Below are 25,530 nucleotides of genomic sequence, written 5' to 3'. Positions count from 1 at the left end.
TGGTTCTAATTATTAGAAGGTGCATCTTCAGCCGGATCGGAACCTTTCAATTTCGGCTCCCGATTCCGCTCTCCCGATTCTTGAGAATTGAGAGAACGCCTGTTCAAACCATCGGCACCAAAAGAAGAATTGCTGTACTCTGCACCAGGTGCTCGACCCTTAGCATTAACCGTCGGCCAGTATTGCCTGTAAAGCAATTCCAGTTCATTTCCAGCTTTGCGAAATATTTTTGCCTGGTTGAACAAAAAAGCTTGAAATATCCGATAAAACGCCAAGGTAAAAATTGCTACTATCATCCCAGTAGCAGTCGTGGTCAGCGCCTCGCTAATCCCCAAAGTTACCCCAGTTGTTGCCGACGTGCCGATGTCGCCCAGACGGATAGAACTGAGCGAGTTAATCAAGCCCAGAACTGTTCCCAGCAAGCCCAGCAAAGGGGCTAGAGCGATCGTAGCTTCTAAGATTTTGTCACCGCGACGCATCGAAGCCAACTCTTCATCGGCTGCCGCTTCCAGTGCGAGTCGAAATAAGTCTGGTTCAGGATTGTACAGGCGCAGCGGTGCAGATAGAAATCGCCCGATCGGCTGTCGGTTAGCTTGTCTGGCAATCTCGTTAGCCGCCCCCCAATCGCTGCGAGCCGCTTCCAGAATACGGTTAACTATCTGCTTTTCTTTGCTCAGGAGGCTTGCCCAAAACCACAAGCGCTCGATAATGGTACTCAAAGATAAAATCGATAACACCAACAGGGGCCACATGGCGGGGCCGCCTTTCTGAAACAGTTCTTGAATATTCACAATATTTTTGCTCCTGCAGTACCCACTAACTTTTGCTTCTGTTCTACTTTTTTTAACAAATCTAAGGCCATTTAATTTTAGCTATTAATGTACTCAGGACTTACGCACTCGCGACTAAAGAAAGCCGGTTTTGCGAAGGGGGCATCCGGGTGCAACGAAGTATTTTCGTCGAGGAAACCCGGTTCCTGGGTAAGCCTTGGTACTGTTTTTTAGTGCCTATGGGTGATGGGCGGCGACTTCCTCACAATTCCTCTAAGTCTTGACACATATCTTGCAGTGACTGGTGTTGAAGGCGGCGCGAAGAGCGGCGATATTTTTTAGTTTGCAGCTTCGGTTCGTAATGCTGGGTACCATCCGACTTGGTTTGCTGCTTCAAACTCGATTCGGCGCTACTAGAGTTTTGCTCTTGTTGCTGGCGGACGATCGCCTCTTCGAGAAACTGCAAGTAATATTCATACCGCTCCCAACCGCCGCGCACGACACAGTTAGGCTCGTCTCGGTGCGAACAATCACTAAATTGGCAGCTACCCACAGCCAGCCTCTGGCGTGCTTCTGGGAAATATTGAGCTAACTCGGACGGATCGCATTCGAGAGCCGGCTGATTAAAGCCCGGAGTATCGGCCAAAAGTCCGCCGCCGGGAAGTTCAAATAATTCTACATGGCGAGTCGTGTGGCGCCCGCGGCCGAGTTTGCCGGAAACAGCGTTCACTCGCAGATTCAGCGCCGGGATCAGTTGGTTGATCAAGCTGGACTTGCCAACCCCAGAAGGGCCACAAATTACCGTTATTTTCCCTTGCAAGTGCCCCAGAAGGAAGTTCGGCAACGGGCCATGTACGGGCTTTAACGGATGTAACGGATCGACCGAATTTGCAAGCAGGGGATTCTCCTCAAAAGTCACCCTAGATCCCTCTCTTTTCTCCGTTAAGTCATGGGAAGCTGGTTTTTGAGCCAAAACTTCTTTTTGAGCTTCTTCCGTGGCTTCCTGGACTCCTGCGCCGCTGCGGACGCTAATAAACATTGGTTCGTAGCCCCAGCCTGAAAGCCGATCGCGCCACTGTTCCAACTCTTGGGGCGTGACCAAATCGCATTTGTTCAGGCACAAACTCACCTCTAAACCTGTAGATTCGGCCTTGACTAAAAACCGAGTTAATGATGCGGGATCTAAGTCGGGTTCAGCAAGGGCAAAAACAAGGAGAATGCGATCGGCATTAGCTACAGGTGGGCGGTTGAGTTCTGTTTGGCGCGGGAACACTTCAGAAATTACACCCCGGCGGTCAGTCCAGTCCGGTTCATCTACCACCACGTGATCGCCCACCATCACCTGTTGGCCAATTTTTTTCAGTCGAGTGCGACGAGTGCACAGGAGAGTCGGAGAATCAGCGAGGGGAGCATTTTTCCCGTCAATGGAGACTTCGGGATCTAACCTCACTTGGTAGAAGTTAGCCTGAACAGCAATTACAGTACCGACAATCGAGGGTGAATTCAGGCTCATCCTGCTTCCTTGTCTTCTGGGCGCTGCACTTTCATTGAAAAAAAGCCCGACTCCGGCTCATCCGCGACAAATTGCGTTTCCAGAATCTGGTAGCCTTCCATTTTGAGACTATCGGGCACTTGTTCGATCGGCTCCCCAGCATCCAGCCACACCTCCAAAACAGCACCCGGTGCCATTTGCTCCAAGCGCAGTTTAGTGCGGACAAAATTCAGAGGACACGGAGTACCCCGCAGATCGATTTTGGCATCTGGGGATTTGGGATTTTCAATTTTCGATGTTGAATTCATAATGCTTTTTGCAATCTCAAATCCTGAAAGCCTTAGTTTTTTAAACAAGTTGCCTGGAAACTGGAGAATCTAAAATTTTGTGTCCAATTGGACACAGACTATTATTCTTTCTGAAAAAAGTGAGCGCAATTGCGCTCACTTTTTTGAGCGCTGCTGAAACGCAATGCCCAGGAAGCGTCCCACCTGAGATTTTTGTGAGCAATTGCACACAAATTTTTGACCGATACTGAAACAAATTGCCTGGGAATCCTAAAACAGGAAAATTTGACACCCATGGGTGTCAAAAATTGCTTATTTCTGAAACAAATTACCCAGAAATCCTTCCAAGCCGCCTTTACCGGTACGATCGCCCTTCAGCTTAGCAAGCTGCATCAGCAATTCCCGTTCTTCAGCCGTCACCTTAGTCGGAATGTCAATAGACACCGTAATCAAATGATCGCCGCGACTGACCGGATTTCCTAACCGAGGCACCCCTTTTTTCTCCAAAGTCAGAACAGTATTAGCCTGAGTTCCGCTAGGAATCAACAATTCCGTCGGCCCGTCTACGGTTTCCACTTCCAACCGGCACCCTAAAATTGCTTGCAAATAACTAATTTTAACTTCCGAGCTAACGTTAGTGCCCTCGCGCTTAAATAGGGGGTCTTCATTTACGGCCAAGAACACGTAAAGATCCCCGGGCGGCCCACCCAGTTTGCCGGCATCCCCTTCATTGGAAACGCGCAAGCGAGTACCGTTGTCAACCCCAGCCGGAATTGTGATTTTCAGCTTTTTCATCACTTCTTTCTGGCCTCGGCCGCCGCAAGTTTCGCACTTATCCTCAATCACTTGCCCGGTGCCGTTGCAAGTAGGGCAAACTGAAACTTGAGTAAAGCTGCCGAAAGGAGTGCGAGTAGCGCGTCGGACTTGACCACTGCCGGTACAAGTCGAGCAAGTTTGGGGTCGGGTTCCCGGTTTCGCGCCAGTCCCGGTGCAAGTTTCGCAGGTTTCTAGATGCTTGATGCGGAGTTCTTTTTCCCCACCAAACACTGCTTCCCGAAAATCCAGCCGCAAATCGAGGCGCAAATCGTCTCCGCGCACCGGCCCGCTGCGCCTGCGACCTTGCTGTTGTTGGCCGACACCTCCCTGAAAGCCCTGAAAGAAGCTTTCAAAAATATCGGCAAAGCTGTCACCAAAGTCTTGGAACCCAGGCGCGCCTGCACCGCTGACCCCGGCTTCGCCGAAACGGTCGAAACGGGCGCGGGTTTCTGGTTCTGAGAGTACCTCGTAGGCGCGGTTAATTTCTTTAAACCGCTCCTCAGCACCGGATTCTTTGTTGACATCTGGATGGTACTTGCGAGCTAGGCGGCGGTAAGCACGCTTAATTTCTTCTTTGTCTGCGCTGCGAGAAACGCCTAATATTTCATAGTAATCACCGGCCATAGAGCTGCTTGCCTGGAGGTAAATAACAAAAAGTGTACGAAAAAGAAACGGGCGACCTTTCCTGAAATTACAGATTAAAAATCAAAAATTCTCATTGTTAATTTTTAACTTTTAATTTTTAGCTTTTCAGTTTTAAAGGAAAGGATTCATATCATCAACTTCTGGTTCGGGAACCTTCTGTTTTTGTTTTGACTGTGGACTTGGCTGTGGACTTGGCTGTGGATTTGACTGTCGTTTTGACTGTCGCTCCGGCTTTGATTCCGGCTTTGATTCCAGCTTTGGTTCCGGCTTTGGTTCCGGCTTTGGTTCCGGCTTTGGTTCCGGCGCCACCAGCAACTCTTCTTTCAGCAAAATGCTGTCGTCGTCCGCTTTAACCTCTTCTGGTTCTGATGATTCTACTTCTGACATCATCTCGCTTTCAACAACAGATCCTGACGGGGCTGCCCCGCTGCGGGCTTGGTCGTAGACTGCTGTCCCCAGCGAGTATAGCAGTTGCTTGAAAGATTCGATTACGGGCGTGAGTTCCTCGATTGTGATGTCGGGGTTAGTCATCGCTGCCCGCAAGGCTGCTGCGGCTGTTTCCGCTTCGGCCTTAAGGTCGTCGCTCAGCAGTTGCGCGTTGGTTTTTAAAGTTACACCACAATTATAGACGAGCGAGTCAGCTTGATTTTTGAGTTCGACGAGTAGAGCGCGCTTGATGTCCTCGTCGGCGTAAAGTTCGGCTTCTTGTCGCATCCGCTCGACTTCGGTTTCGCTCAATCCCCCTGTATTGGAAATTTGGATGCTTTGTTCTTTTCCGGTTCCCTTGTCTTCAGCAGCCACTTTGAGAATCCCGTTGGCATCGATTTCAAAGGTAACTTCGATTTGAGGTACGCCGCGGGGAGCTGGGGGAATGCCTTTGAGCAGGAACTTGCCGAGACTTTTATTGTCTTTAACCAATGCCCGCTCGCCTTGGAGCACGTGAATTTCTACCGAGGTTTGCCCGTCTGCCGCCGTGCTGTACATTTGCGATCGGCTGGTGGGAATAGTGGTATTGCGCTCGATTACTTTGGTGAACACCCCGCCCAAGGTTTCGAGCCCCAGGGAGAGCGGCGTCACATCAAGCAGCAGCAAGTCTTTGACTTCACCACCCAACACCCCGGCTTGAATTGCCGCCCCTACCGCTACAGCTTCGTCGGGATTGACTGATTTATCGGGAGAAACGCCCCCAAAATACTTGCTAATTGCCTTTTGAACTGCCGGAATCCGGGTTGAGCCTCCCACTAAAATAATTCTGTCTATGTCTTTGGGGGTCAAACTTGCGTCTTTGAGGGCTTGAGTCACCGGATCGATCGTCGCTTGCACCAAATGAGCCACCAGTTTTTCAAACTGAGCTTTGGAGAGTTCCATTTCCAAATGCTTCGGCCCTTTCTCGTCAGAGGAGATGAACGGCAAATTGATTGAGGTGGATTCGCGGTTGGAGAGTTCGATTTTTGCTTTTTCCGCAGCTTCTCGGAGGCGCTGCAAGGCCATTTTGTCTTGTGAAAGGTCACTGCCTTCTTGAGTGCGGAAAGCTTCTACCAGCCACTGGACTATGCAGTCGTCAAAGTCATCTCCTCCGAGATGGTTGTTACCAGAGGTAGCGTTGACTTCAAAAATTCCGTCTCCCAGTTGCAGGATCGAAACGTCGAAAGTACCGCCGCCCAGGTCAAAGACCAAGATTTTCTGTTCTATATTTTGCTTGTCCAGCCCGTAGGAAAGCGCTGCCGCTGTCGGTTCGTTGACGATCCGCAGGACTTCTAGGCCCGCGATCGTACCGGCGTCTTTAGTAGCTTGCCGTTGGGCGTCTGTGAAGTAGGCTGGCACTGTAATCACGGCTTGTGTAACAGTTTGTCCCAAATAAGCTTCAGCATCTTGCTTGAGCTTTTGGAGTACCATTGCCGAGATTTCTTGGGGAGTGTGAACCTTGTTCCGAATTTGGACGTTAACGGTATCGTCTTTGCCTTTTATGCAGGTATAGGGAGTTCGGGCTCGTTCTTCTTCCGTGTCGTCCCACCGCCGTCCGATAAATCGTTTGATACTGTAGACAGTATTTACAGCATTAGTTACAGCTTGCCGCTTGGCCAATTGACCTACTAAGCGATCGCCCGCCTTGCCGAATCCTACTATACTCGGAGTTGTGCGGCCGCCCTCGGAATTGGCGATCACGACGGGTTTACCGCCCTCTAACACAGCTACGCAACTGTTAGTTGTGCCTAAGTCAATTCCAATAATTTTTCCCATAGCGCCTCATAAAACTTTGTGGGATGTTTGGAAACCTCCAACTACAAGTTGGGGGAGGAAAAACGACTCAGCTTGTTTAAACAAGCATTACCAGACTAGATTTGTAGGAAATAAACTTAATGTCCTAAGGCAATATCAAAGACTGGTAAAAACATTTTTCAGAATTTTTGGATAAAGCGCTGACCTGCTTTTAGTCATCTTTAATTAAGAAGTTGGTGAGTCTGCCACCTTGGAACCCCCGAATTCTATTCGGGGGTCAGTGACTTTGAGGAATGCAGTAGCTTGTATCCCGATTAACCTTCCGAACTATCGGGATTTTCATCTGAGGCTACCACAGATAGCCCAGCCGCTGCAACTTTCACTTTGGCGTGCCGCAAGACGCGATCGCCCAGAATGTAGCCGCGTTCTAGTTCTTGGATAATTGTTCCTTCCTCGTGTTCGTCAGTTGGCTCGCTCAGCAGAGCTTCGTGGAGGTTGGGGTCAAACTGTTCACCTTCGGGGCGCATCGGAGAAACCCCGATTTGCTTGAGGCCGTCTACCATTTGCTTGTAAACGCTTTGGTAGCTTTTGTGAATGTTCATTTCGCCATCGGTTTGCGGCTTGATGTGCGATCGAGCGCGCTCGAAATTGTCGATTACCGGCAACAGGGGTTTGATCGTGACACACCTTGCCTGTAAATCTAACTCTTCTTTTTCCTTTTGGGTGCGCCTGCGGAAGTTTTCAAAATCTGCTGCTAGGCGGAGATTTTGATTTTTCAGTTCTTCTAGTTGAGCGGATGCCGCTTGCAACTGAGTTTTTAAAGCCTCTTTTTCATCGTTTGCCTGGGCCAGTTCCTTCTTCCAAGGCTCCGCCGCGTCTGCAGTCGGACTGTTGGTTGAACTGCCGGTGACGGTAGGCCCCGATGCGTTTGCTGGGGTGCGATCGCCCTGAGCACTTTGATAAGCTCGAGCAAGTTCGAGCTCCCAATCCGCCGATTCGTTCGAGTTTCCTGATGCCGCCGGATTTTCGCTTGCCATTGGCGCACCCTCTGGGGTGGTTTCCCCAGTTGAGTTAGGATCTTGATCTTGCTGTTTTTCCTCGTCAATCATAAAAGCTGCGCGACAGAACCCTATTAATTCTAGCAGATACAGTTAACTCGGTAAATCTATAGGACTCGAATTGACTGTGTATGGCACAATGTGAAAAGAGGAAAACTCGCCAGCTCTGGAGACATTGCTCAAAGCTTTCCCTAAAATATTCAAAGGCTCGTTTAGATATTTACGTATAATATGGCAGCAATAGGGGCCACCCAACGTTTGTTGGTTCCTGATTTTTAATTAACGCGATCGCATTTACAACAATTTTTATAAGTATATTTTGCTGTTAAGTCTACTACCAAATTTCCCACTTAAAAGGCTGGATGTTTCTAGGTTTGATTAAAACGATAGGGGCTTAAAATTATCATCGGTCAGGCTGTTTTAGTTGCAATCTGACGCTGGCACTTTTTACCATTTTCTGAGTTTCCCAAGTCTGGAGAAAAAGGAATTTGTATGGAGTGAGTAAGTAAGTAGTTAGGTGTGTGCTTGTGTAACTCAGATACTAAGTTGTTAATTTTGATGCGAATTGGGGCTGTGGTTTTTCTGATTCAATAACGCCGAAGTCGCTTGAAATCTCGATTTTTGGTCAGCCAAATGATAGACATTAGCTGTCTGGCAGAGGTAATTATCTGTAGATTAGACTGATATCTAATTGGCTGCTTTCCAACATTTATGAACCGTTAAGCTTACGTCACAAAGGTTCAGAGACCAAACTAGAATCAAAGTAATATTTACTGCTCCAAAACTAGAGTTGCTCAAAACTTGCCCTGGGAACTGATGCAGCCGACGATCGGGAAGTGACCGATCGCAGATAATTAATCAAAATATATTTCAAAATGGCGATCCAAGCTTTCGGAAAAGCTATCATCACAGAACATAGGTCATCTTTAATTTAGTACAGCTAAGCGCGCCACCACGGGCGGTGTAATTTGAGCAAACAGTTTGGGAAAATAGAATTAGCCTGGGAAGGGCACACACCCCACCCCGCTTTTCTCTCCCGGTACGGGGAATCCCCAAGTGATGTGTCCTGACGCTATAACGAGAGTATCCCCCAAGTTAATCAGGTAAGTAAGCAACTTAGCACTCAACGAACAAGATTTGATTGCAAGCACCGGCAAATCCCTCCAACATCTCGTCAATTTGTGGACGAAGCTTAGAGGGGACTTCGAGCTTACACTTGAGAGATAGGGATTGAGCAAGAAAATGATAGCTGATCCATAAGCAAAGAATACGAGGGTTAAAACCCCGCCTTGGTTTTCCTCTCAGCACTCTTTGTGACTGAGTTTCCCACCTATTGAGTGTTTTTTATGACTAGCACATCCCCGCTTCGCTCCAACACATCCATAGTTTCTGTGAGCCAATTTACTCCGGCTCTCACCAAGATGATTCTGTCGGGTTACGTCAACGGCGAGCAAGTGAAGCAAGCTCAAATTGAAAGCCAGAAGTCCGGCAAGCGTTTGACGGAGGTATTAGAAGCACTTACCGGGCAGCCATTACCCCCAGAATTGCTGCGACTTTACAAGAAGCAGCAGATGTTTGAACGGAAGATAGTCTACGGCGTTGAAGCATTTGACCCGGAGATGAGCGAAATGTCTAACGAGCAACTCGGAGTTATGCTCGAGGCGTTGAAGATTTCGATCGACATTTGTCACCAAGGTCGGTTTTTACCCGTAGCAAAGACTGAAACTGAGCCTGCGGCGGTTTTAGTGGCAATGGTAGATCCCGACAACCTCAACGCGATAGAAGATTTGCGGCGGATTTTACAGCCTCACGGCTTGGCTTTGCAGCGACGGGTGATTACGCCAGACGACTATCAGGACATAACTTCTGCCTATCAAGACGACCAAGTTAAGAGGGAAGCTAAAAAAGCTGAAATCGAAAAGCAGAGAAAGATGGATTTAGGGGAGGGAGATTTTGGCGAGCTCTCGCTAGAAGAGGAGAGTAGCGACCAAGAAGACCTCGCTAACACCTTGGACGATGCAGAGGCTGCTCCCGTAATTAAGGCCGTCAATATCATTTTGGCTAAAGCTTTGTCGGAAAAGGTGTCTGACATCCACGTAGAACCTCAAGAAGAATTCATGCGGATACGGATGCGGAAAGACGGGGTGCTGCAAGAGTATTTCCGGTTTCCCAAGCAGGTAGTCGCATCGATTACGGCTCGTTTCAAGATTATTGCCAACCTGGATATTGCCGAACGCCGACAAGCTCAAGACGGCCGCATCCGCCGGGTATTTGAGGGACGCACGGTGGATTTCCGGGTGAACAGCTTGCCTTCCCGGTACGGCGAAAAAATCGTGCTGCGGATTTTGGACAGTTCCAGCACTCAGTTGGGTTTGGGTTTGTTAATCTCCGACGAAGAAACTCTGGCTTTAGTGCGAGAGAGTGCTAGCCGTCCGTTCGGACTGATTTTGGTGACGGGGCCGACGGGTTCGGGCAAGTCAACTACTCTGTACTCGATTCTGGCGGAACGGAACGATCCGGGGGTTAATATCAGTACGGCGGAAGACCCGATCGAATATGCTTTGCCAGGAATTACCCAATGTCAAGTAATTCGGGAAAAAGACTTGACTTTTTCCAACATTCTGCGGGCATTTTTGCGGCAAGACCCTGACGTGATGCTGGTGGGGGAAACGCGGGACAAGGAAACGGCAAAAACGGCTCTGGAAGCTGCTTTGACGGGACACTTGGTGCTGACGACGCTGCACACGAACGACGCAGCCGGGGCAGTCGCGCGTTTGGCAGAAATGGGCGTAGAACCGTTCATGGTTTCTGCCGCTCTGTTGGGCGTGTTGGCTCAGCGTCTGATGCGGCGCGTTTGCGACAAATGCTGCATTCCTTACCAGCCTACTGCAGCAGAACTCGGCAAGTACGGTCTGTCGGCTTCTCAAGAAATTGATCTGACTATTTACAAAGCCAACACTATACCGGTGGAGGAAAGGAAGGAACTGGCAGAACGCGAGCAACTTTGTCGGAAGTGCGGCGGCCTAGGCTACAAAGGACGGGTAGGGGTTTACGAGTTCCTGAAAAATACTGAGCGGCTTCAAACTCTGATCACTCAAGGAGCTCCCACAGAGCAAATTAAGGAAGCAGCAGTAGAAGAAGGGATGAAAACCTTGTTGGCTTACAGCTTGCAGTTGGTGCGGGAAGGCGCGACTACTTTTGAAGAAGTCGAGCGGGTGACGTTTACTGACTCTGGCCTGGAGGCTGAAATGAAAGCCAAACGCAAGCAGGGGCTTACCTGCAAAACTTGTCAGGCGGAATTGAAGCCGGAGATGCTGGATTGTCCGTACTGCTTGACACCACGCTTTTTGGATTGATTCAGCAGTTAACTGTTGACTGTTAACTGAGCTAGATTGGTCAATAACTATCAATTTGATCGAGGAGAGGTATCTATGGGTCTAATGATTGAAGACGTACTGGAGTCCCTGGTAGAGCAAGGGGGTTCGGACATACACATCCAAGCGGGCGCGCCTATATTCTTCCGAGTCAGCGGTAAACTAACTCCTCAGACGCAATACGGCGACATTCTGTCTGCTGAGGAAGTGCAGATCCTAATTTTCCAAATGCTCAACAATATGCAGCGCAAGCAGTTGGAAATGGAGTGGGAACTCGACTGCGCTTACGGCGTTCGGGGATTGGCTCGGTTTCGCGTCAATGTTTACCGGGAGCGGGGTGCTTGGGCTGCTTGTATGCGGGCTCTGGCTTCTAAGATTCCTAACGCAGATGCTTTAGGCGTGCCGCAGATTTTGCGGGATCTGACGGAAAGACCCAGGGGTATGCTGTTGGTGACGGGACAAACGGGTTCCGGGAAAACTACTACGATGGCGGCTTTGTTGGATCTGGTCAACCGGACGCGGGCGGAACATATTCTAACAGTTGAAGACCCGATCGAATACGTGTTTCCTAATATCAAGAGTTTGTTCCACCAGCGCCAAAAGGGCGAAGATACTAAGAGCTTTGCTAATGCGCTCAGAGCAGCTTTGCGCGAAGATCCTGATGTGATTCTGGTGGGGGAAATGCGGGACTTGGAAACGATCGGTCTGGCAATTTCGGCTGCAGAAACGGGTCACATGGTGATGGGAACGTTGCACACTAATTCTGCGGGTGCAACGATCGATCGGATTTTGGACGTGTTCCCGCCAATTCAACAACCCCAGGTTCGCGCCCAGGTGTCTAACTCTTTGGTGGGAATTTGCAGCCAAAATTTGGTAGTGAAAATTGGGGGCGGCCGCTGCTGCGCTATGGAAATCATGGTGAATACTCCAGCTATGGCTAACTTGATCCGGGAGGGCAAAACTCCAATGATTTACTCCCAAATCCAGATGGGGGCGAAATTGGGCATGAGGACGATGGAAATGGCTCTCGCTGAACTTTACAAGAGCGGTAAAGTCACTTGGGAAGCGGCAATGAGCAAGGCTTCTAAGGCTGACGAACTCGAACGCTTGATCGGTCCGGCACCTGTTGGTGGCGCCCCGGTAAAAGCTCATTAATTCAGTCAGCAGTCATTAGTCAGGAGTCCGTAGAAAGAACTGAGGACTGATGACTGATGAGTCATAACTTTTAATAAATTTTCAGAGGTGAGCTGTGGCTACCAACGTTATCCGTGAAAAACCGAAAGGTGGCTTTGATTTCAGTAAGATTCAGGAGCAAATTGAGTATAACCTTACCAGTCTTACTGTTAAGGATATGGCTATTTTTGCTCGTCAGTTTGCGGCTATGTTTAATGCAGGGGTGGCGATCGTGAGATGCCTTTCCGTGCTGCACGAGCAGTGTTCTAATGCTAAGCTGAAGCGAGCGCTCAGAAGCATGAATGCTGACGTGCAGGAGGGGATAAACTTGGCAGAGGCGATGGCTAAGTTTCCTGATGTTTTTGACCAACTGTTTATCAGTATGGTGGCGGCTGGAGAAGTCGGGGGGGTGCTCGATGAAACCCTAGACCGTCTGGCCGTGATGATGGAAAAAAATCACAAGACGGAGGCGGAAATTAATTCTGCGATGTCTTATCCGAAGACTGTGTTCTTTATTGCGATCGTGATTTTTTTCGCAATGACCATATTCTTGCTGCCAACTTTCGCTAAAATCTTTAAGGATATTGGTGCAGATTTGCCAACTTTTACGCTGATCATGTTGGGAATTAGTGCATTTTGTACCGCTTGGCCTCCTATCCAACAGGTGACAGTTATTGGGGTGATTATAGCGCTCAAAATTGCATTTGATATGTACTATAAAACTCCAATGGGTCACCTACAAATTGATAGGATTGCCATGAAGTTGCCGATTTTCGGAGATTTGATCGAAAAATCTGCTGTGGCTCGGTTTTGCGTCATATTTGGGTCGCTGACGCGATCGGGCGTGCCGATTCTCAATTCTTTGGAAATTGTGCGAGATGTGGCGGGGAATCAGGCGATATCTAATGCGATCGAATATGCCCGGCAGGAAATTCAAAGCGGCGGCATGATTAGTATTGCTTTGCAAGAACAGCAAGTTTTCCCGTCTTTGGCTATTCAAATGATGGCAATTGGCGAGGAAACTGGGGAACTTGACAAGATGCTGATGAAAGTTGGCGCTTTCTACGAAACGGAAGTGGAAGAAGCAGTAAAAGGACTTACCAGTATGCTAGAACCTCTGATGATTGTTGTCGTCGGTGGTATAGTAGGTTCGATTTTGCTGTCGATGTATCTGCCCATGTTCGCAGTGTTTCAGAAGCTGTAAAAAAGGGCGAATTAGTTATTAGTTATTAGTTACTAACAATTAACGCATAACGAATGACTATTCCAATCGTTCCCAGGCACAGCCTGGGAATACCTTTGGAGGAGGCACAGCCTCGATTTAAAGGAGAAAATAATTTGGAGGCACAGCCTCCAAATCTTAATTACCAGGGTCTTCCTGGTAACGAGAAGCGATCGCTCAGGAATTAGCAGCAATTAGTAATTACTTATTCTTTTGTTTGAAAATGTCTGTTAAACAATCACATTACGAGGCTTTACTAGCAGAGTACAGCGAATCTTCCGCCGCGATCGCCCTGCTGAAAAAATATCGAGTTTACATGGAAATGATTCCGAGTATCCGCCGCGCCCATGATAGTTTAATTACCATTCCTTTGCCAATTGCGCGCTTACGGGACGGGGTTTCGTATGCGGGAAGAGGCGGCACTAGCATATCGCCCGGACAGGCAGTTTGTTTGCCCTGCGATTTGGCGATTTTGATGTGCGATCCTGAATGGAAAGTTAAGATTGGAGTGGAAATTTTGATTTTCATTCATCGTCCGGGCGAAGAGTTTTCTGAGTTGCTTGGCCGCTGGCGACAGTCTCAGGTTTGGCTGGATAAAGGTTACGAATGGGTGATGCCGTACCGCTACAGACATATTTACAGCGATGAAGCTGAGGCTGTTCATCCGCTATTTGTTTTGTTTGAGGAAACGCCGGAACTGATTCAACGGGGTTTGATGGCGGCTGGTTTGCCGTTTGTGGTGGAAAGTTTCGACTCTGAGATTGAGGAAGTAGAGGAGGAAGAGTTTCTGGGTAGTGGGGAACTGGGAAGTATTGGTGAAGAGAGTTTTGATTTGTAGGGTGGGTGCGATCGCATATAGCCATCCTATTGCTTGAAGTAAAGTAGATTTTTTTCAACGAACCGCAGAGGGCGCAGAGGGCGCAGAGAAAGAGAAGAGAGAAAAATATTGATGTTTGCCAATGCCGAATCTGGTTGTTATATGCAGAGGTTCAAAGATATTTTGGGTGGGAAAAGGAATGTTTACGCTCCACACGTAGATCGTATTTCAAACAGTCGAATTAATCGATCGCTTTGCTTGTGACTCGCTCCAAAACCCATCCCATCCCCCGACGGGGTGGAGAGATAAAATTTTAGACGAAAGTTCAACTCTCACATTCATCTGTGGAGTAAATTTAAAATCTACAATTTACAATGGAATGACGCCTATAGCTGGGCAGCAAACGTTGGCTTTCATGCTGGTTGCGTAGCCTAATGTAAAGTTGTAAGTTGAGATTTTGCCATTGATTATGATATCATCAGCACATTTTATTGGGTGTGTTCATTTTATTGTATTTTAATATAGAATTTACTAAATGAACCGCAGAGAACGCAGAGGCGGGAGAGGGGGGAGAATGAGCAAATTATAAATTTATATGAGTACAATTTTTTATTAAACAGGAGTTATGGAAATGAGATTGTTAAAATCCTGGCGTTTAGTTTTATTAGGTCTAGTTTTTGGGATGGGTGTAATTTTATCAAATTGCGGCACGCCCTCAAACACGGTTAGCAATAATTCTCCAACTCCGCTAACTCCTGCTGCGGTTCCGGCTGGGGCTTTAGTTTACGGTGCGGGCGGGCCGCCGGTCAATCTGGAACCGGGAAATATTACTGATGGCAATTCGGTGATTGCGATCGACCAAATTTACAATCGCTTGACTGATTTCAAACCGGGAACTGTGGAACTTGAGCCGAGTCTCGCTACTCAATGGTCAAGTTCTAAAGATGGTAAAACTTGGACTTTTAAGTTGCGTTCCGGAGTAAAGTTTCACGACGGCACGGATTTTGACGCGGAAGCTGTTAAGTTTAATGTGGAGCGCTGGTGGGATGCCAAAAATCCTAACGGTTTTCGAGAAGCGGGCAAGAATTATCCGATTTGGAAAGATTTTTTTGGCGGGTTTAAGGGAGATAAAAATTCCCTGGTAAAAGATGTGGCAGTTGTCGATAAGTCTACAATTAAGTTTGTTTTAAATCAACCTTTTGCTGCTTTTCCTTCGGCGATTGGGTCTGGTTATTTCGGGATGGCGAGTCCGGCGGCGGTGAAAAAAGCGGGTGCTAAATACGGCACTCCGGGGTCGCTGGCGGTGGGTACGGGGCCTTTTGTGTTTCAGGAATGGCGATCGGGCGATCGCATTGTTTTGGAGAAAAATCCGAGTTATTGGAAAACTGGCACGCCAAAAGTCAATCAATTGGTAATTCGTTTTGTTGATGATCCGGCGGCAAGGCTGGCTCAATTGAGAGCGGGTCAACTTGATTTGACGGTGGATTTAACGCCGGATCAACTGAAAGAAGTTCAGGGAGATCCTAATTTAGAAGCTGTTGTGCGACCTTCTTTTAATGTCGGTTATTTAGGGTTAAATCCGAGTTACGAACCTTTATCAAAACCGGAAGTCAGGCGGGCGATCGCCCAAACAATTAACAAGCCAGCAATAGTCAAAGCTTTCTGGGGAGAACTGGGAAAATACGACTCGCAATTTATCCCGCCTTCGCTGAATTGGGCGGCGTCTGAGCAAGTTAAAGATTATGAATTTAACCCACAGCAAGCTAAAGCAATGCTTGCGAAAGCCGGTTATCCGAACGGTTTTGATTTGGATTTGTGGTATATGCCCGTCAGCCGTCCCTATTTCCCTACACCGAAGCCGATCGCTGAGGCTTTTGCGGCGGATTTGAGCGCGATCGGGATTCGGGTCAAATTGCTGACAAAGGATTGGTCTGCTTATTTAGCCGATCGGCTAAAACCTCCCGGATTCCAAGCTTTTATGATGGGCTGGACTGGAGATTATGGCGACCCGGACAATTTTTATTATCCTCACTTCGGGCCTGGTTCGACGGCGGATTTGGGAAATTGGAAAAATCCGAAAGTTCAGGAACTTTTGGATCGGGGGAGGGCGAGTGGGGATAAAGCAGCTAGGGCGAAAATTTATGCGGAAGTTAGCGAGATTTTACACGAGGAAGCTGTGCGTTTGCCGATCGTACATTCGCAGCCGCTTTTAGGGAAACGCAAGAATATTCAAGGTTGGATTCCGAGCCCTTTGGGGTCGGAGTCTTTTGAGGAAGTTAGTAAGTCTTGAAAATCGAGGAGAATGTTCGCCCCTAAGCACTTTACATTATACTTATTCTTATTGCGATCGGATTTTGCTTAAGGCTTTGCGATTGCTTTTATTCGGTTCGCGAAAGCTAACACTCTCGCCATGAGAAATAGTTTGATCGGGTTTTAATCACAATGGTAGGGTTCGTCAGCACATTAAAACTTATGAAAATTTAACAATTCTTCAAGCTGACGCACTCTACAAACTAAAATAAAGCCATGTTTCAATATATTGCCAAACGTTTGCTGGGACTATTGCCAGTCCTTTTCGGAATCACTCTGCTTGTATTTATATTTTTGCATTTGATACCGGGAGACCCAGCTACAGTGCTGTTGGGAGAACGGGGAACTCCCGAACAGGTGGAAATGTTGAGAGCGAGATTAGGTTTAAATCAGCCTTTACCTGTGCAATATTTGGCTTTTTTATGGAATTTGCTGCGCTTGGATTTGGGAAATAGTATTATTAGCGGTATTCCGATAATTGATGAAATTAGAAGTCGCTGGCCTGCTACTTTGGAATTGTCTGTGGTGGCGATGTTGGTGGCACTTTTTATTGGAATTCCGGCGGGGATTTTGGCTGCTGTTCGGAAAAATAGCTGGCTGGACAATCTAGCGATGAGCGGTTCGTTAATTGGCGTATCTTTGCCCGTGTATTGGTTGGGATTGATGTTGATTTATTTGTTTGCTGTTTATCTGAAATGGCTGCCTCCTAGCGGACGGATTAGTGTAGATTTGGGGTTTGGTTTTAAGTCGATTACGGGTGTTTATGTTTTGGATGCGTTGCTGAGGTGGGATTTGGCGGCTTTGCGGGATGCGATCGCCCATTTAATCCTTCCAGCTTTGACTTTAGGAACTATTCCTCTGGCGATTATAGCTCGCATCACTCGTTCTGCGATGCTGGAAGTGCTTTCTCAAGATTACATCCGCACGGCGAGGGCTAAGGGATTGCCGGAATATTGGGTGATTTTGAAACACGCTTTGAAAAATGCGTTTTTGCCGATCGTCACAACTATCGGTTTGCAGTTTGGCACTCTTTTAAGCGGGGCTATTTTGACTGAAACGATTTTCTCCTGGCCGGGAATTGGTTCTTGGATTTATAGCGGTATTCTGACGCGGGATTACCCAATTGTCCAAGGCGGAGTAATTTTTGTGTCTGTCAGTTTTGTACTGATTAATCTGGCGGTTGATATTTCCTATGCTTTTTTAGATCCGAGAATTCAGTACCGTTAATGAAAAGGAAATCAGACACGAAATGCTTGTTTAACATCCGGTCGCAGCAGGTAGTAAATGCTAGCCCCTGCAAAACCCAGAGTTAAAAAATTGACTGCTGTACCCCCGCTGCCAAACATTTTGACAATTTGCGCGAGGATGGCGATGATATGGACAATTAACGTTCCCGTCCAAGCCCAATTTTTTAGTTGAAACAAACCCCAAGCTAAGAGTAAGGAGAGGAGACCTAAAATAAAACTGAGCGCCGCAAAAATTGCAATGAAGCTGCCGATTACAGTGCCAACTTTCGCCCCGCCGACAGCCGCACCGAGACCGCCAAAAATGCCTGCAAAAAGTAAGATGAATAAGCCGTCTAGCAAACTGAAGATGCCGCTAATTAGCTGCAAGATTGCCAGAACTGTAACGCTTTGAGGACGATTCATTGTTGATATTTTCCATTTTTAACGAATTTGAAAAATATTTTAACCTGTTGTGGACACCGGGCGGATATGTATTCAGGACTTACGCACCGCTACCCGTGAAACCGGGTTTATGAGAATAAGTGTGTCCATACTTTAGTCGTTACGAGATTCGCACTGGCAGATCCCGCTGCGATCGCTACCACGAGTCCGCAATAACCTAGTGACGGTCGATCAATGTCAAATCCACCTTTGTTGCTGGTGAGAAGCGCACTCCTAGATCCCAAAAACAATATTATCTGCTAAAATATATTTTTATTTGCCAGCAGCCGGCAGCGATTCAGTTTAGACCCACCTCTTTGGGATGAAAAAACTTAACATTATTTAATAATTTGCAAAGATTAGCTATAATTGTTTACAGGTGCTGGTTGGGGAACTTTTTAAAATTCACCCGATCGGATGAGTCTGAAAGACGATGCCAAGCATCAGAAAAAATTCTACCTTTAAAGGTAATCCTGAGATTAAATTAGGTGAGTCGGTATGATCGTTAGCCCCAAAAAGGAAACTGCTCAGGTCAAGGTGGAAGATACTCAGACTGTAGACACCAAGGCCGCAGACACCAAAATAGCAGATAAAAAAACCGCCCAAAAGCAGTCTCCGAAGAAACCCGCGCGCAAACCGCAGCGGTGGGCGATTGGGTTGGTTGCAGCCGGGTTGCTAGCTGTACCGACCACTATATATGTAGCAAAAAGTCGATCGCAGCCGAAAGTAGATGCGATCGCCACTATGACTGTCCCCGTAGAAGCGCAAAACCTCACGGTGCGGATCACATCTAGCGGGACGGTGCAGCCGGTACAGCGCGTGAATCTCAGCCCTAAGGGTTCCGGCAGGATCGCAGAATTGTTTGTCGAACAGGGCGATAAAGTGGAAGCAGGACAGATTGTTGCCCGCATGGAAAGTCGCGACGTAGAAGCTCAACTAGCTCAAGCCAAGGCCCGCGAAGCCAGCGTGCGAGCAAAACTCGCCAAAATCGAAGCAGGAAATCGATCGGAAGACATCGCCAGCGCCCGAGCGCGCTTAGAGCAAGCCGAGGCCAGTCTGGCGCAAGTCCAAGCCGGCAGTCGCGTAGAAGAAGTTGCAGGAGCCAGAGCCCGCTTGCAGCAAACTCAAGCTGGCTTGCAGCAACTGCGAGCCGGCAGCCGCGTGGAAGAAGTCAGCCAAGGGCGAGCTCGTTTAGCCCAAGCTCAAGCTCGTTTAGCAGACGCTCAAACCGGCAGTGTCAAACAAGAAATTGCCCAAGCACAAACGCAAATTGAATCGAGTAAAGCTCAAGCTGAACTAACAGCTCAACGGGTGGAACGCAACCGACCGTTAGTGGAAGAAGGTGCTCTTGCTAAAGATAAACTCGATGAATTAATTAAAGAAAATCGTACAGCCCAAGCTAAATTAACAGAATCTCAAAGACGCCTGCAACAACTACAAGAAAATCGGCTGTCGCAAATTCAGCAACTGCAAGCTGCTGTGGAAGTAGAGCAGCAAGCATTGAAGCAATTGCAAAACGGCACGCGATCGGAAGAAATTGCCAAAGGTGAGGCAGAAGTTGCCGAAGCTAAAAGCAAATTAGGGCAGCTAGAAAACGGCAACCGTCCAGAAGAAATCGCCAAAGCCGAAGCAGCAGTTGCTGAAGCAAAAAGCCAATTGGCGGCACAAGAAAACGGTTCTCGCCCGGAAGAAATAGCTCAAGCTCAAGCTGAATTAGAGGAAGCTCAAGCTCAAGTACGCTTTCAAGAAGTGCAGTTAGAAGATACGAAAGTTCGCGCTCCTTTTGCTGGAATTATTACCCAAAGATACGCCATCCAAGGAGCTTTTGTAACTCCGGCAACTTCTGCCTCGGAAGCAACTTCGGCAACTTCGACATCGATTGTCGCTCTCGCAAGAGATGTGGAAGTTTTAGCGAAAGTCCCCGAGGCAGATATCAGTCAAATTAAACCGGGGCAAGAAGTTGAAATAGTGGCTGATGCTTATCCAGATAAAATCTTTAAAGGTCGCGTTAAATTAATTGCGCCGGAAGCTGTTAAGGAACGGGATGTGACGCTATTTCAAGTGCGAGTTGCCATTGATACGGGCAAGGATTTATTGCAATCGGGAATGAACGTAGATTTGAGATTTGTTGGTCAAAAGCTCAGCAATGCTTTGGTTGTGCCGACGGTGGCAATTGTGACTAATAAAGGTCAAACGGGTGTGCTGGTTCCCGATGAAAAACAACAGCCGAAGTTTAAGCCTGTTACGGTTGGATCGACTATTGGCAACAAGATTCAGATTTTGGAGGGTGCCAAAGCGGGCGATCGCGTTTTTACCGAACTTCCTCAAGGTAAAAAATTAGAGGATATTATCAAGAATCAGAAATAGGGCATAGGGGATTATTTATCTCGATCTCTGGTGTTTTCAAACCCGGAGATCCCCCCTAACCCCCCTTAATAAGGGGGGACAAGAGCAGTCAAAGTCCCTCTTAATAAGGGGGGGACAAGAGCAGTCAAGGTTCCTCTTAACAAGGGGGGACAAGACTATTCAAAGTCCCCCTTATTAAGGGGGATTTAGGGGGATCGAGACTCGAATACAAGCGAGATTTATTATGGGTTTAAATATTAAGTTGACACCAATAATCCCAATTCCCTAATCTAAAATATAAAATCCAAAATCGACTTATGGATATTGTTGAAAGCGTCAAAATGGCTGTCACAACCTTGATGGCAAACAAATTACGCAGCACCTTGACGATGTTAGGAATTATCATCGGTAATGCTTCCGTAATTTCTATGATCGGTATCGGCGAAGGAGCTCAAACATTTATTGCGGGACAAGTTAACTCTCTGGGTTCAAATTTGCTATTTGTGATTCCCGGAAGTCCTGAAGCGCAAAGTCGCCCGGTGATTCCACCTCAGACATTGGTGTTGGAAGATGCCGATGCGATCGCATCTCAAGTTGCTTCTGTCAAAGAAGTTGCACCAACTCTCAACGACAGTCAACTCGTTACTTACCGCAATAAAAATGTTTCGTCTTCCATTGTTGGAACTACTCCCGAATTTCTGTCGGTAAGAAGCTTTGATGTTGCTCAAGGTCGATTTTTAAATAAACTGGATTTAGCAAGACAAGAAAATGTGGTTGCTTTAGGATCAGAAGCAGCAGAACAATTGTTTGGCAATACACAGCCGATCGGTCAATATATTCGCATCAAAAACTCTACTTTTCAAGTAATAGGAGTCATGCAGGGAAAGGGTTCTAGTTTTGGCGACAATCAAGATATGAACGTTTATTTGCCGTTGACAACAATGGTAAACCGGATTGTCGGTCGCTCCTCTCCCTACGGTACAAAGGTAACATTTATTTCGGTTTCCATTAAAGACGAGACTTTGATGAGAGCGGCGCAATTTCAGATAGAGAATTTGCTGCGACTGCGCCACAATATTACGAAAGAGGATGATTTTACTGTCCGAAATCAGAAAGATTTAATGAAGACTTTGGGCAGCATAACCGGTGCTTTGACGTTGATGTTGGCTTTCGTGGCGGCAATTTCGCTGTTTGTGGGTGGCATCGGGATTATGAATATCATGCTGGTTTCTGTTACCGAACGCACGAAGGAAATTGGGCTGAGAAAGGCGATCGGAGCTTCTCCGCAGGATATTTTGATTCAGTTTATGATCGAGGCTGTGATTTTGTCAGCAGCAGGTGGCGCGATCGGCACTGGATTTGGTATCGGCGGCGTTTTTTTAGTGTCTGCGTTTACTCCCCTGCAAGCTAGTGTTTCCCCAGTGGCGATCGCACTTGCAGTCGGTGTTTCCGGCAGCATAGGTTTATTTTTCGGCATCGTACCTGCAAAACAAGCTGCTAAATTAGACCCGATTGTAGCATTGAGAAGTGCTTAATTAGTGTGTTGACTGTTGACGGTTGACTGTTCACTGTTCACTGTTGACGGTTGACTGTTGACTGTTCACGGTTGAGTGTTGATTGTTATCAAAATAACTCCTAACCAATAACCAATAACCAATAACAAACTATGAATTTTATTGAAAGCGTCAAAATGGCCTGTCAAACGCTACTAGCCAACAAAACTCGCAGCAGTTTAACGATGATTGGCATGATTGTCGGCAACGCCTCAGTAATTGCCATGATTGGAATTGGAGAAGGAGCTCAAAAATTTGTAGGAGGACAAGTTCAAGCCCTCGGTACAAATGTATTGATAGTTAGACCCGGAGTACCCAATGCTAGGCGAAGTGCTATCTCAAATGCGCCTCAAACACTGATAGTAGAAGATGCTAAGGCGATCGCAACTCAAGTCCCGTCGGTTCAAGGCGTTTCCGCAGAACTCAACAGTTCCGAAATAGTTCGCTACAGCAACAAAAATGTCTCATCTCTAATTTTCGGCACAATTCCAGAATTTCTCACAGTCAGAAACTTTGAAATGGCTAAAGGGCGATTTTTGACGGATCTCGATGTCAGGCAAAACAATCAAGTTGTTGTTCTCGGTTCAGAATTGGCCGAGAAACTTTTGGGCAATGCTAACCCCCTCGGCGAACAAGTGCGAGTCAAAAATGTCAGTATGAAAGTAATTGGAGTATTGGCGCCAAAAGGGACATCTTTTGGTACGAATTACGATAACTCGGCTGTGGTGCCGATCGCCACAATGGCCAATCGCATTGTCGGGCGGAAATCTCCCTACGGTTTAGCTGTCACCTCGATATTTATTTCGATTAAAGATGAATCGAAAATGGACGCGGCTCAATTTCAGGTTGAAAACCTGCTGAGACTGCGGCACAAAGTTACTACCGAAGATGATTTTACGGTGAGAAATCAGAAAGATTTAATGGCAACAATGGGTGCAATTTCGGGGGCTCTGACACTTATGTTAACTGCTGTTGCCAGCATTTCCCTATTAGTAGGCGGCATTGGGATTATGAACATTATGCTGGTTTCAGTCAGCGAACGTACTCAGGAAATTGGACTCAGAAAGGCGATCGGCGCATCCCAACAAGATATCTTGTTTCAATTTATTGTCGAAGCTGTAATTTTATCAGCCGCCGGAGGGATAGTGGGTACTTGCGTAGGTATCGGCGGTATCTTGCTTGTAGGTAATTTCACGCCCTTGCAAGCTGGTATTTCGCCCGTGGCGATCGCCCTTGCTGTCAGTGTATCCGGTGCAGTTGGCCTCTTTTTCGGCGTTGTCCCCGCCCGCCAAGCCGCCAAACTTGACCCGATCGCAGCTTTGAGAAGTGCTTAATAAATAATCACACTTACACTATACTTAAGTATATAATTGTATAATTACATACTTGCTATTATAGCTTAATTCTAACAACCATCACAAATATGTTTAAATTTAAAAAAAAACAGTGGAATTTTAAATGTTGGACAAAGATAATGTATTTTCAAGGACCAATAAAGTCTGAAACTTTATAAAAGGAGTTAAATTTTAAAGATTCAATAAAGTTAATTTCAGGGTATTTACGTATAAAGAGGAAAGGCTAAGATTAAATCTGCAGCCAACAGGCATAAGCATTTACACCTGGTATGAATCTTTGTAATTTCCTCAAACTACCCAATAGATAAAAATGGCCTCCCTCACCCCTACTCCTAAATTTGACTTTCTCCAAGGAACTACCCAACCAGACACGTTTAATGGATTAGATGGCAACGATATAATTTACGCTAACAGCGGAGACGACTTTCTCGAAGGCGGTGCCGGCAAAGACAAAATCTGCGGCGACCAAGGCAACGATACGATTGTGGGGGGTGCAGACGACGACATCCTCTGGGGTGGCAAAGGCAGCGACTTAATTGCGGGCGATTCCGGCAACGACGCCCTTTACGGTGGCGCAGGTAGCGATACCATGAGCGGCGGCACAGGGGATGATATATTTGCCATTGCTAAAGACAGTGGCGGCCAAACTGTAGCCACAGCCGACTACATCGCCGACTTCGGCAACGGCAATGACAAAATTCGATTGCTAGACGGCCTCACCTTTGAAGATTTAAATATCCAACAAGGCACCGGAGTCAACAACAACAGCACCGTAATTCAAGACAAACTCACGGGCGAATATTTAGCAGTATTGCCGGGAGTCAACAGCAGCACAATCAACCGCGACCAATTCACAAATCAGCTATCGGGAAACCCTGTCATCAAGTGGAACGGAGTCATGCTGAATGCAGTGCGGACAGCCAACACCCCGCCTCCCCTCGCCTCCCGCAACATGGCAATGGTTCACGCAGCCATTTACGATGCTGTTAACTCCATCAGCAAAAAATACACCCCTTACCTCGTGGAAATAGACCCACCCGCAGGTACATCAGCAGAAGCAGCCACCGCCGCAGCCGCCCACCGCGTCTTAGTCAACCTCTACCCAGCACAAGCAGTCACATTTGACGAAGCATACGCATCATCTCTAGCTAAAATTACCGACGGCAAAGCCAAACAAGACGGGATTGCCCTCGGACAGCAAGTTGCCGACCAAGTTATCAGTTCGCGGAGTACAGACGGCATCACGAAAGTAGTGCAGTACACCCCCAAAACCGAGCCCGGTAGTTGGGTGCCGACTCCCCCCGCTTTTGCCGCAGGGCTAGCGCCACAGTGGGGAGAAGTTACTCCCTATGCCATGACTAGCGGTTCTCAGTTCCGCCCGTCGGGCCCGCCCGCCCTTGACAGCGCCAAGTACGCAGAGGAAGTTAACTACGTCAAAGAAATCGGCAAAAGTGACAGCCTCACGCGCACCCCAGACCAAACTGCGATCGCCCAATTCTGGGCCAACGGTACAGGTACTTTTACGCCTCCGGGTCACTGGAACCAAATCGCCGAAGAAACAGCGACTCTCACTGGCCAATCCCTGGAAGATAGCGCCCGCTTGTTCGCCCTGCTGAATATTGCTCTGGCCGATGCAGCTATTAGCTGCTGGGATGCCAAGTATGAGTACAACTCCTGGCGGCCGGTGACAGCTATCCGCCAAGCTGACACAGACAACAATCCCGAAACGACAGCCGACCCCCTGTGGACTCCGCTGCTAACTACTCCGCCGTTCCCTGAGTACACGTCGGGCCACAGTACCTTTAGCGGTGCTGCTGATCCTGTTATGAGTTCTGTATTTGGTTCGGATTACGGCTTTGGAGATCGGGGAGACAGGACTATCAACACTTTGCGAACCTTTGAAAACTTCAGCGAAGCGGCCGATGAATCGGGCATGAGTCGCCTTTACGGAGGCATTCATTTCATGAGTGCTAACTTAAATGGCTTGAGTGTGGGTAGAAATGTGGGGAACTATGTTGTCCAGAATTTCTTAGTGTAGGAAAGTAGGAGTGCCAGATAGTTTTTTAGTGAGGACTTCATTCAGTCCTCACTCTGGTTTTTAGTTTCTCATAAATAAACTTCTTAACTACCCTTGCAACTTTGCTAATTTTATGGTGAATTTAGTAGCAAGTCTAATCCCTCTCTTGTCACTTCGGGGAGAGGATAAGACTCTGCAGCAAGGAAATCTGTCACTAATTGCTGGCGGGGTGACAACCCCGCCCAAAAGCCAGACAGGGCAAAGATTTGACCCACCTGTGTTAAAAAAAGATAGGTCAAGCTAAAGTTACACTCGACCTATGCCAAAAATAGTAGAAGTTCACGGGGTTAGCGTGGCACAAGAGAAGGAGGAATCCGACCAGAACGAGTACTCAAGACAGATTCAGTC

General features: G+C 47.5%; 17 protein-coding genes. 10 read left to right on the top strand and 7 right to left on the bottom strand.

What is annotated here, in order from left to right; genetic code table 11:
• Positions 1-5: 5 nt before the first annotated feature.
• The 6 genes from QUA04_RS13965 to grpE form a co-directional block, all read right to left on the bottom strand.
• Positions 6-791 carry a MotA/TolQ/ExbB proton channel family protein gene (locus QUA04_RS13965; protein WP_333257966.1) on the bottom strand — a complete coding sequence of 262 codons (786 nt, stop codon included), beginning with the start codon at positions 789-791 and terminating at the stop codon, positions 6-8.
• A gap of 241 nt (positions 792-1,032) precedes the next feature.
• Positions 1,033-2,283: a ribosome small subunit-dependent GTPase A gene (gene rsgA / locus QUA04_RS13960; RefSeq protein WP_333257965.1), complete on the bottom strand. Its 1,251-nt coding sequence runs from the start codon at positions 2,281-2,283 to the stop codon at positions 1,033-1,035.
• Positions 2,280-2,570, bottom strand: a complete 291-nt coding sequence (locus QUA04_RS13955) for a sulfurtransferase TusA family protein (RefSeq protein WP_333042225.1) — start codon at positions 2,568-2,570, stop codon at positions 2,280-2,282. Before QUA04_RS13955 ends, rsgA begins: the two co-directional genes overlap by 4 nt.
• A gap of 291 nt (positions 2,571-2,861) precedes the next feature.
• Positions 2,862-3,989, bottom strand: coding sequence for a molecular chaperone DnaJ (gene dnaJ, locus QUA04_RS13950; RefSeq protein ID WP_333069164.1), 1,128 nt, complete (start codon positions 3,987-3,989; stop codon positions 2,862-2,864).
• 132 nt (positions 3,990-4,121) lie between these two features.
• Entirely contained in the window at positions 4,122-6,251 is a 2,130-nt protein-coding gene (gene dnaK, locus QUA04_RS13945; protein ID WP_333257964.1) for a molecular chaperone DnaK, read from the bottom strand.
• Positions 6,252-6,544: 293 nt separating this feature from the next.
• Complete coding sequence (gene grpE / locus QUA04_RS13940) at positions 6,545-7,339, bottom strand: nucleotide exchange factor GrpE (RefSeq protein ID WP_333257963.1); 795 nt, start codon at positions 7,337-7,339, stop codon at positions 6,545-6,547.
• A gap of 1,295 nt (positions 7,340-8,634) precedes the next feature.
• On the opposite strand from grpE, the gene QUA04_RS13935 reads away from it, so the two are divergent.
• The 6 genes from QUA04_RS13935 (at position 8,635) to QUA04_RS13910 (ending at position 17,411) form a co-directional block, all read left to right on the top strand.
• The gene (locus tag QUA04_RS13935) at positions 8,635-10,644 is read left to right on the top strand and encodes a GspE/PulE family protein (RefSeq protein WP_333049853.1); all 2,010 of its coding nucleotides are present in this window, start codon (positions 8,635-8,637) and stop codon (positions 10,642-10,644) included.
• Positions 10,645-10,719: 75 nt separating this feature from the next.
• Complete coding sequence (locus QUA04_RS13930) at positions 10,720-11,817, top strand: type IV pilus twitching motility protein PilT (RefSeq protein WP_333049855.1); 1,098 nt, start codon at positions 10,720-10,722, stop codon at positions 11,815-11,817.
• A 94-nt stretch (positions 11,818-11,911) separates the two neighbouring features.
• Entirely contained in the window at positions 11,912-13,039 is a 1,128-nt protein-coding gene (locus tag QUA04_RS13925; RefSeq protein WP_333100185.1) for a type II secretion system F family protein, read from the top strand.
• Between the two features lie 241 nt (positions 13,040-13,280).
• Positions 13,281-13,895 (top strand): hypothetical protein, encoded by a 615-nt coding sequence (locus QUA04_RS13920; RefSeq protein WP_333257962.1) that lies wholly within the window; start codon positions 13,281-13,283, stop codon positions 13,893-13,895.
• Positions 13,896-14,505: 610 nt separating this feature from the next.
• A complete protein-coding gene (locus tag QUA04_RS13915) occupies positions 14,506-16,164 on the top strand; it encodes an ABC transporter substrate-binding protein (RefSeq protein ID WP_333257961.1) in 1,659 nt (552 codons plus the stop codon).
• A gap of 236 nt (positions 16,165-16,400) precedes the next feature.
• Complete coding sequence (locus tag QUA04_RS13910; protein WP_333257960.1) at positions 16,401-17,411, top strand: ABC transporter permease; 1,011 nt, start codon at positions 16,401-16,403, stop codon at positions 17,409-17,411.
• An 11-nt stretch (positions 17,412-17,422) separates the two neighbouring features.
• On the opposite strand, the gene QUA04_RS13905 is transcribed toward QUA04_RS13910, so the two are convergent.
• Positions 17,423-17,833, bottom strand: coding sequence for a hypothetical protein (locus tag QUA04_RS13905; protein ID WP_333257959.1), 411 nt, complete (start codon positions 17,831-17,833; stop codon positions 17,423-17,425).
• A 516-nt stretch (positions 17,834-18,349) separates the two neighbouring features.
• On the opposite strand from QUA04_RS13905, the gene QUA04_RS13900 reads away from it, so the two are divergent.
• The 4 genes from QUA04_RS13900 (at position 18,350) to QUA04_RS13885 (ending at position 25,143) form a co-directional block, all read left to right on the top strand.
• The gene (locus QUA04_RS13900; RefSeq protein WP_333257958.1) at positions 18,350-20,218 is read left to right on the top strand and encodes an efflux RND transporter periplasmic adaptor subunit; all 1,869 of its coding nucleotides are present in this window, start codon (positions 18,350-18,352) and stop codon (positions 20,216-20,218) included.
• Positions 20,219-20,514: 296 nt separating this feature from the next.
• Positions 20,515-21,732: an ABC transporter permease gene (locus tag QUA04_RS13895; protein ID WP_333049862.1), complete on the top strand. Its 1,218-nt coding sequence runs from the start codon at positions 20,515-20,517 to the stop codon at positions 21,730-21,732.
• A gap of 131 nt (positions 21,733-21,863) precedes the next feature.
• Positions 21,864-23,084 (top strand): ABC transporter permease, encoded by a 1,221-nt coding sequence (locus QUA04_RS13890; protein ID WP_333257957.1) that lies wholly within the window; start codon positions 21,864-21,866, stop codon positions 23,082-23,084.
• Between the two features lie 331 nt (positions 23,085-23,415).
• A complete protein-coding gene (locus QUA04_RS13885; RefSeq protein WP_333257956.1) occupies positions 23,416-25,143 on the top strand; it encodes a chemotaxis protein CheB in 1,728 nt (575 codons plus the stop codon).
• Positions 25,144-25,530: the final 387 nt, after the last annotated feature.

The sequence above is a fragment of the Microcoleus sp. S13_C5 genome, assembly GCF_036700845.1.
Taxonomy (GTDB): domain Bacteria; phylum Cyanobacteriota; class Cyanobacteriia; order Cyanobacteriales; family Microcoleaceae; genus Microcoleus.
This window is presented reverse-complemented; position numbering and strand designations above follow the sequence as displayed.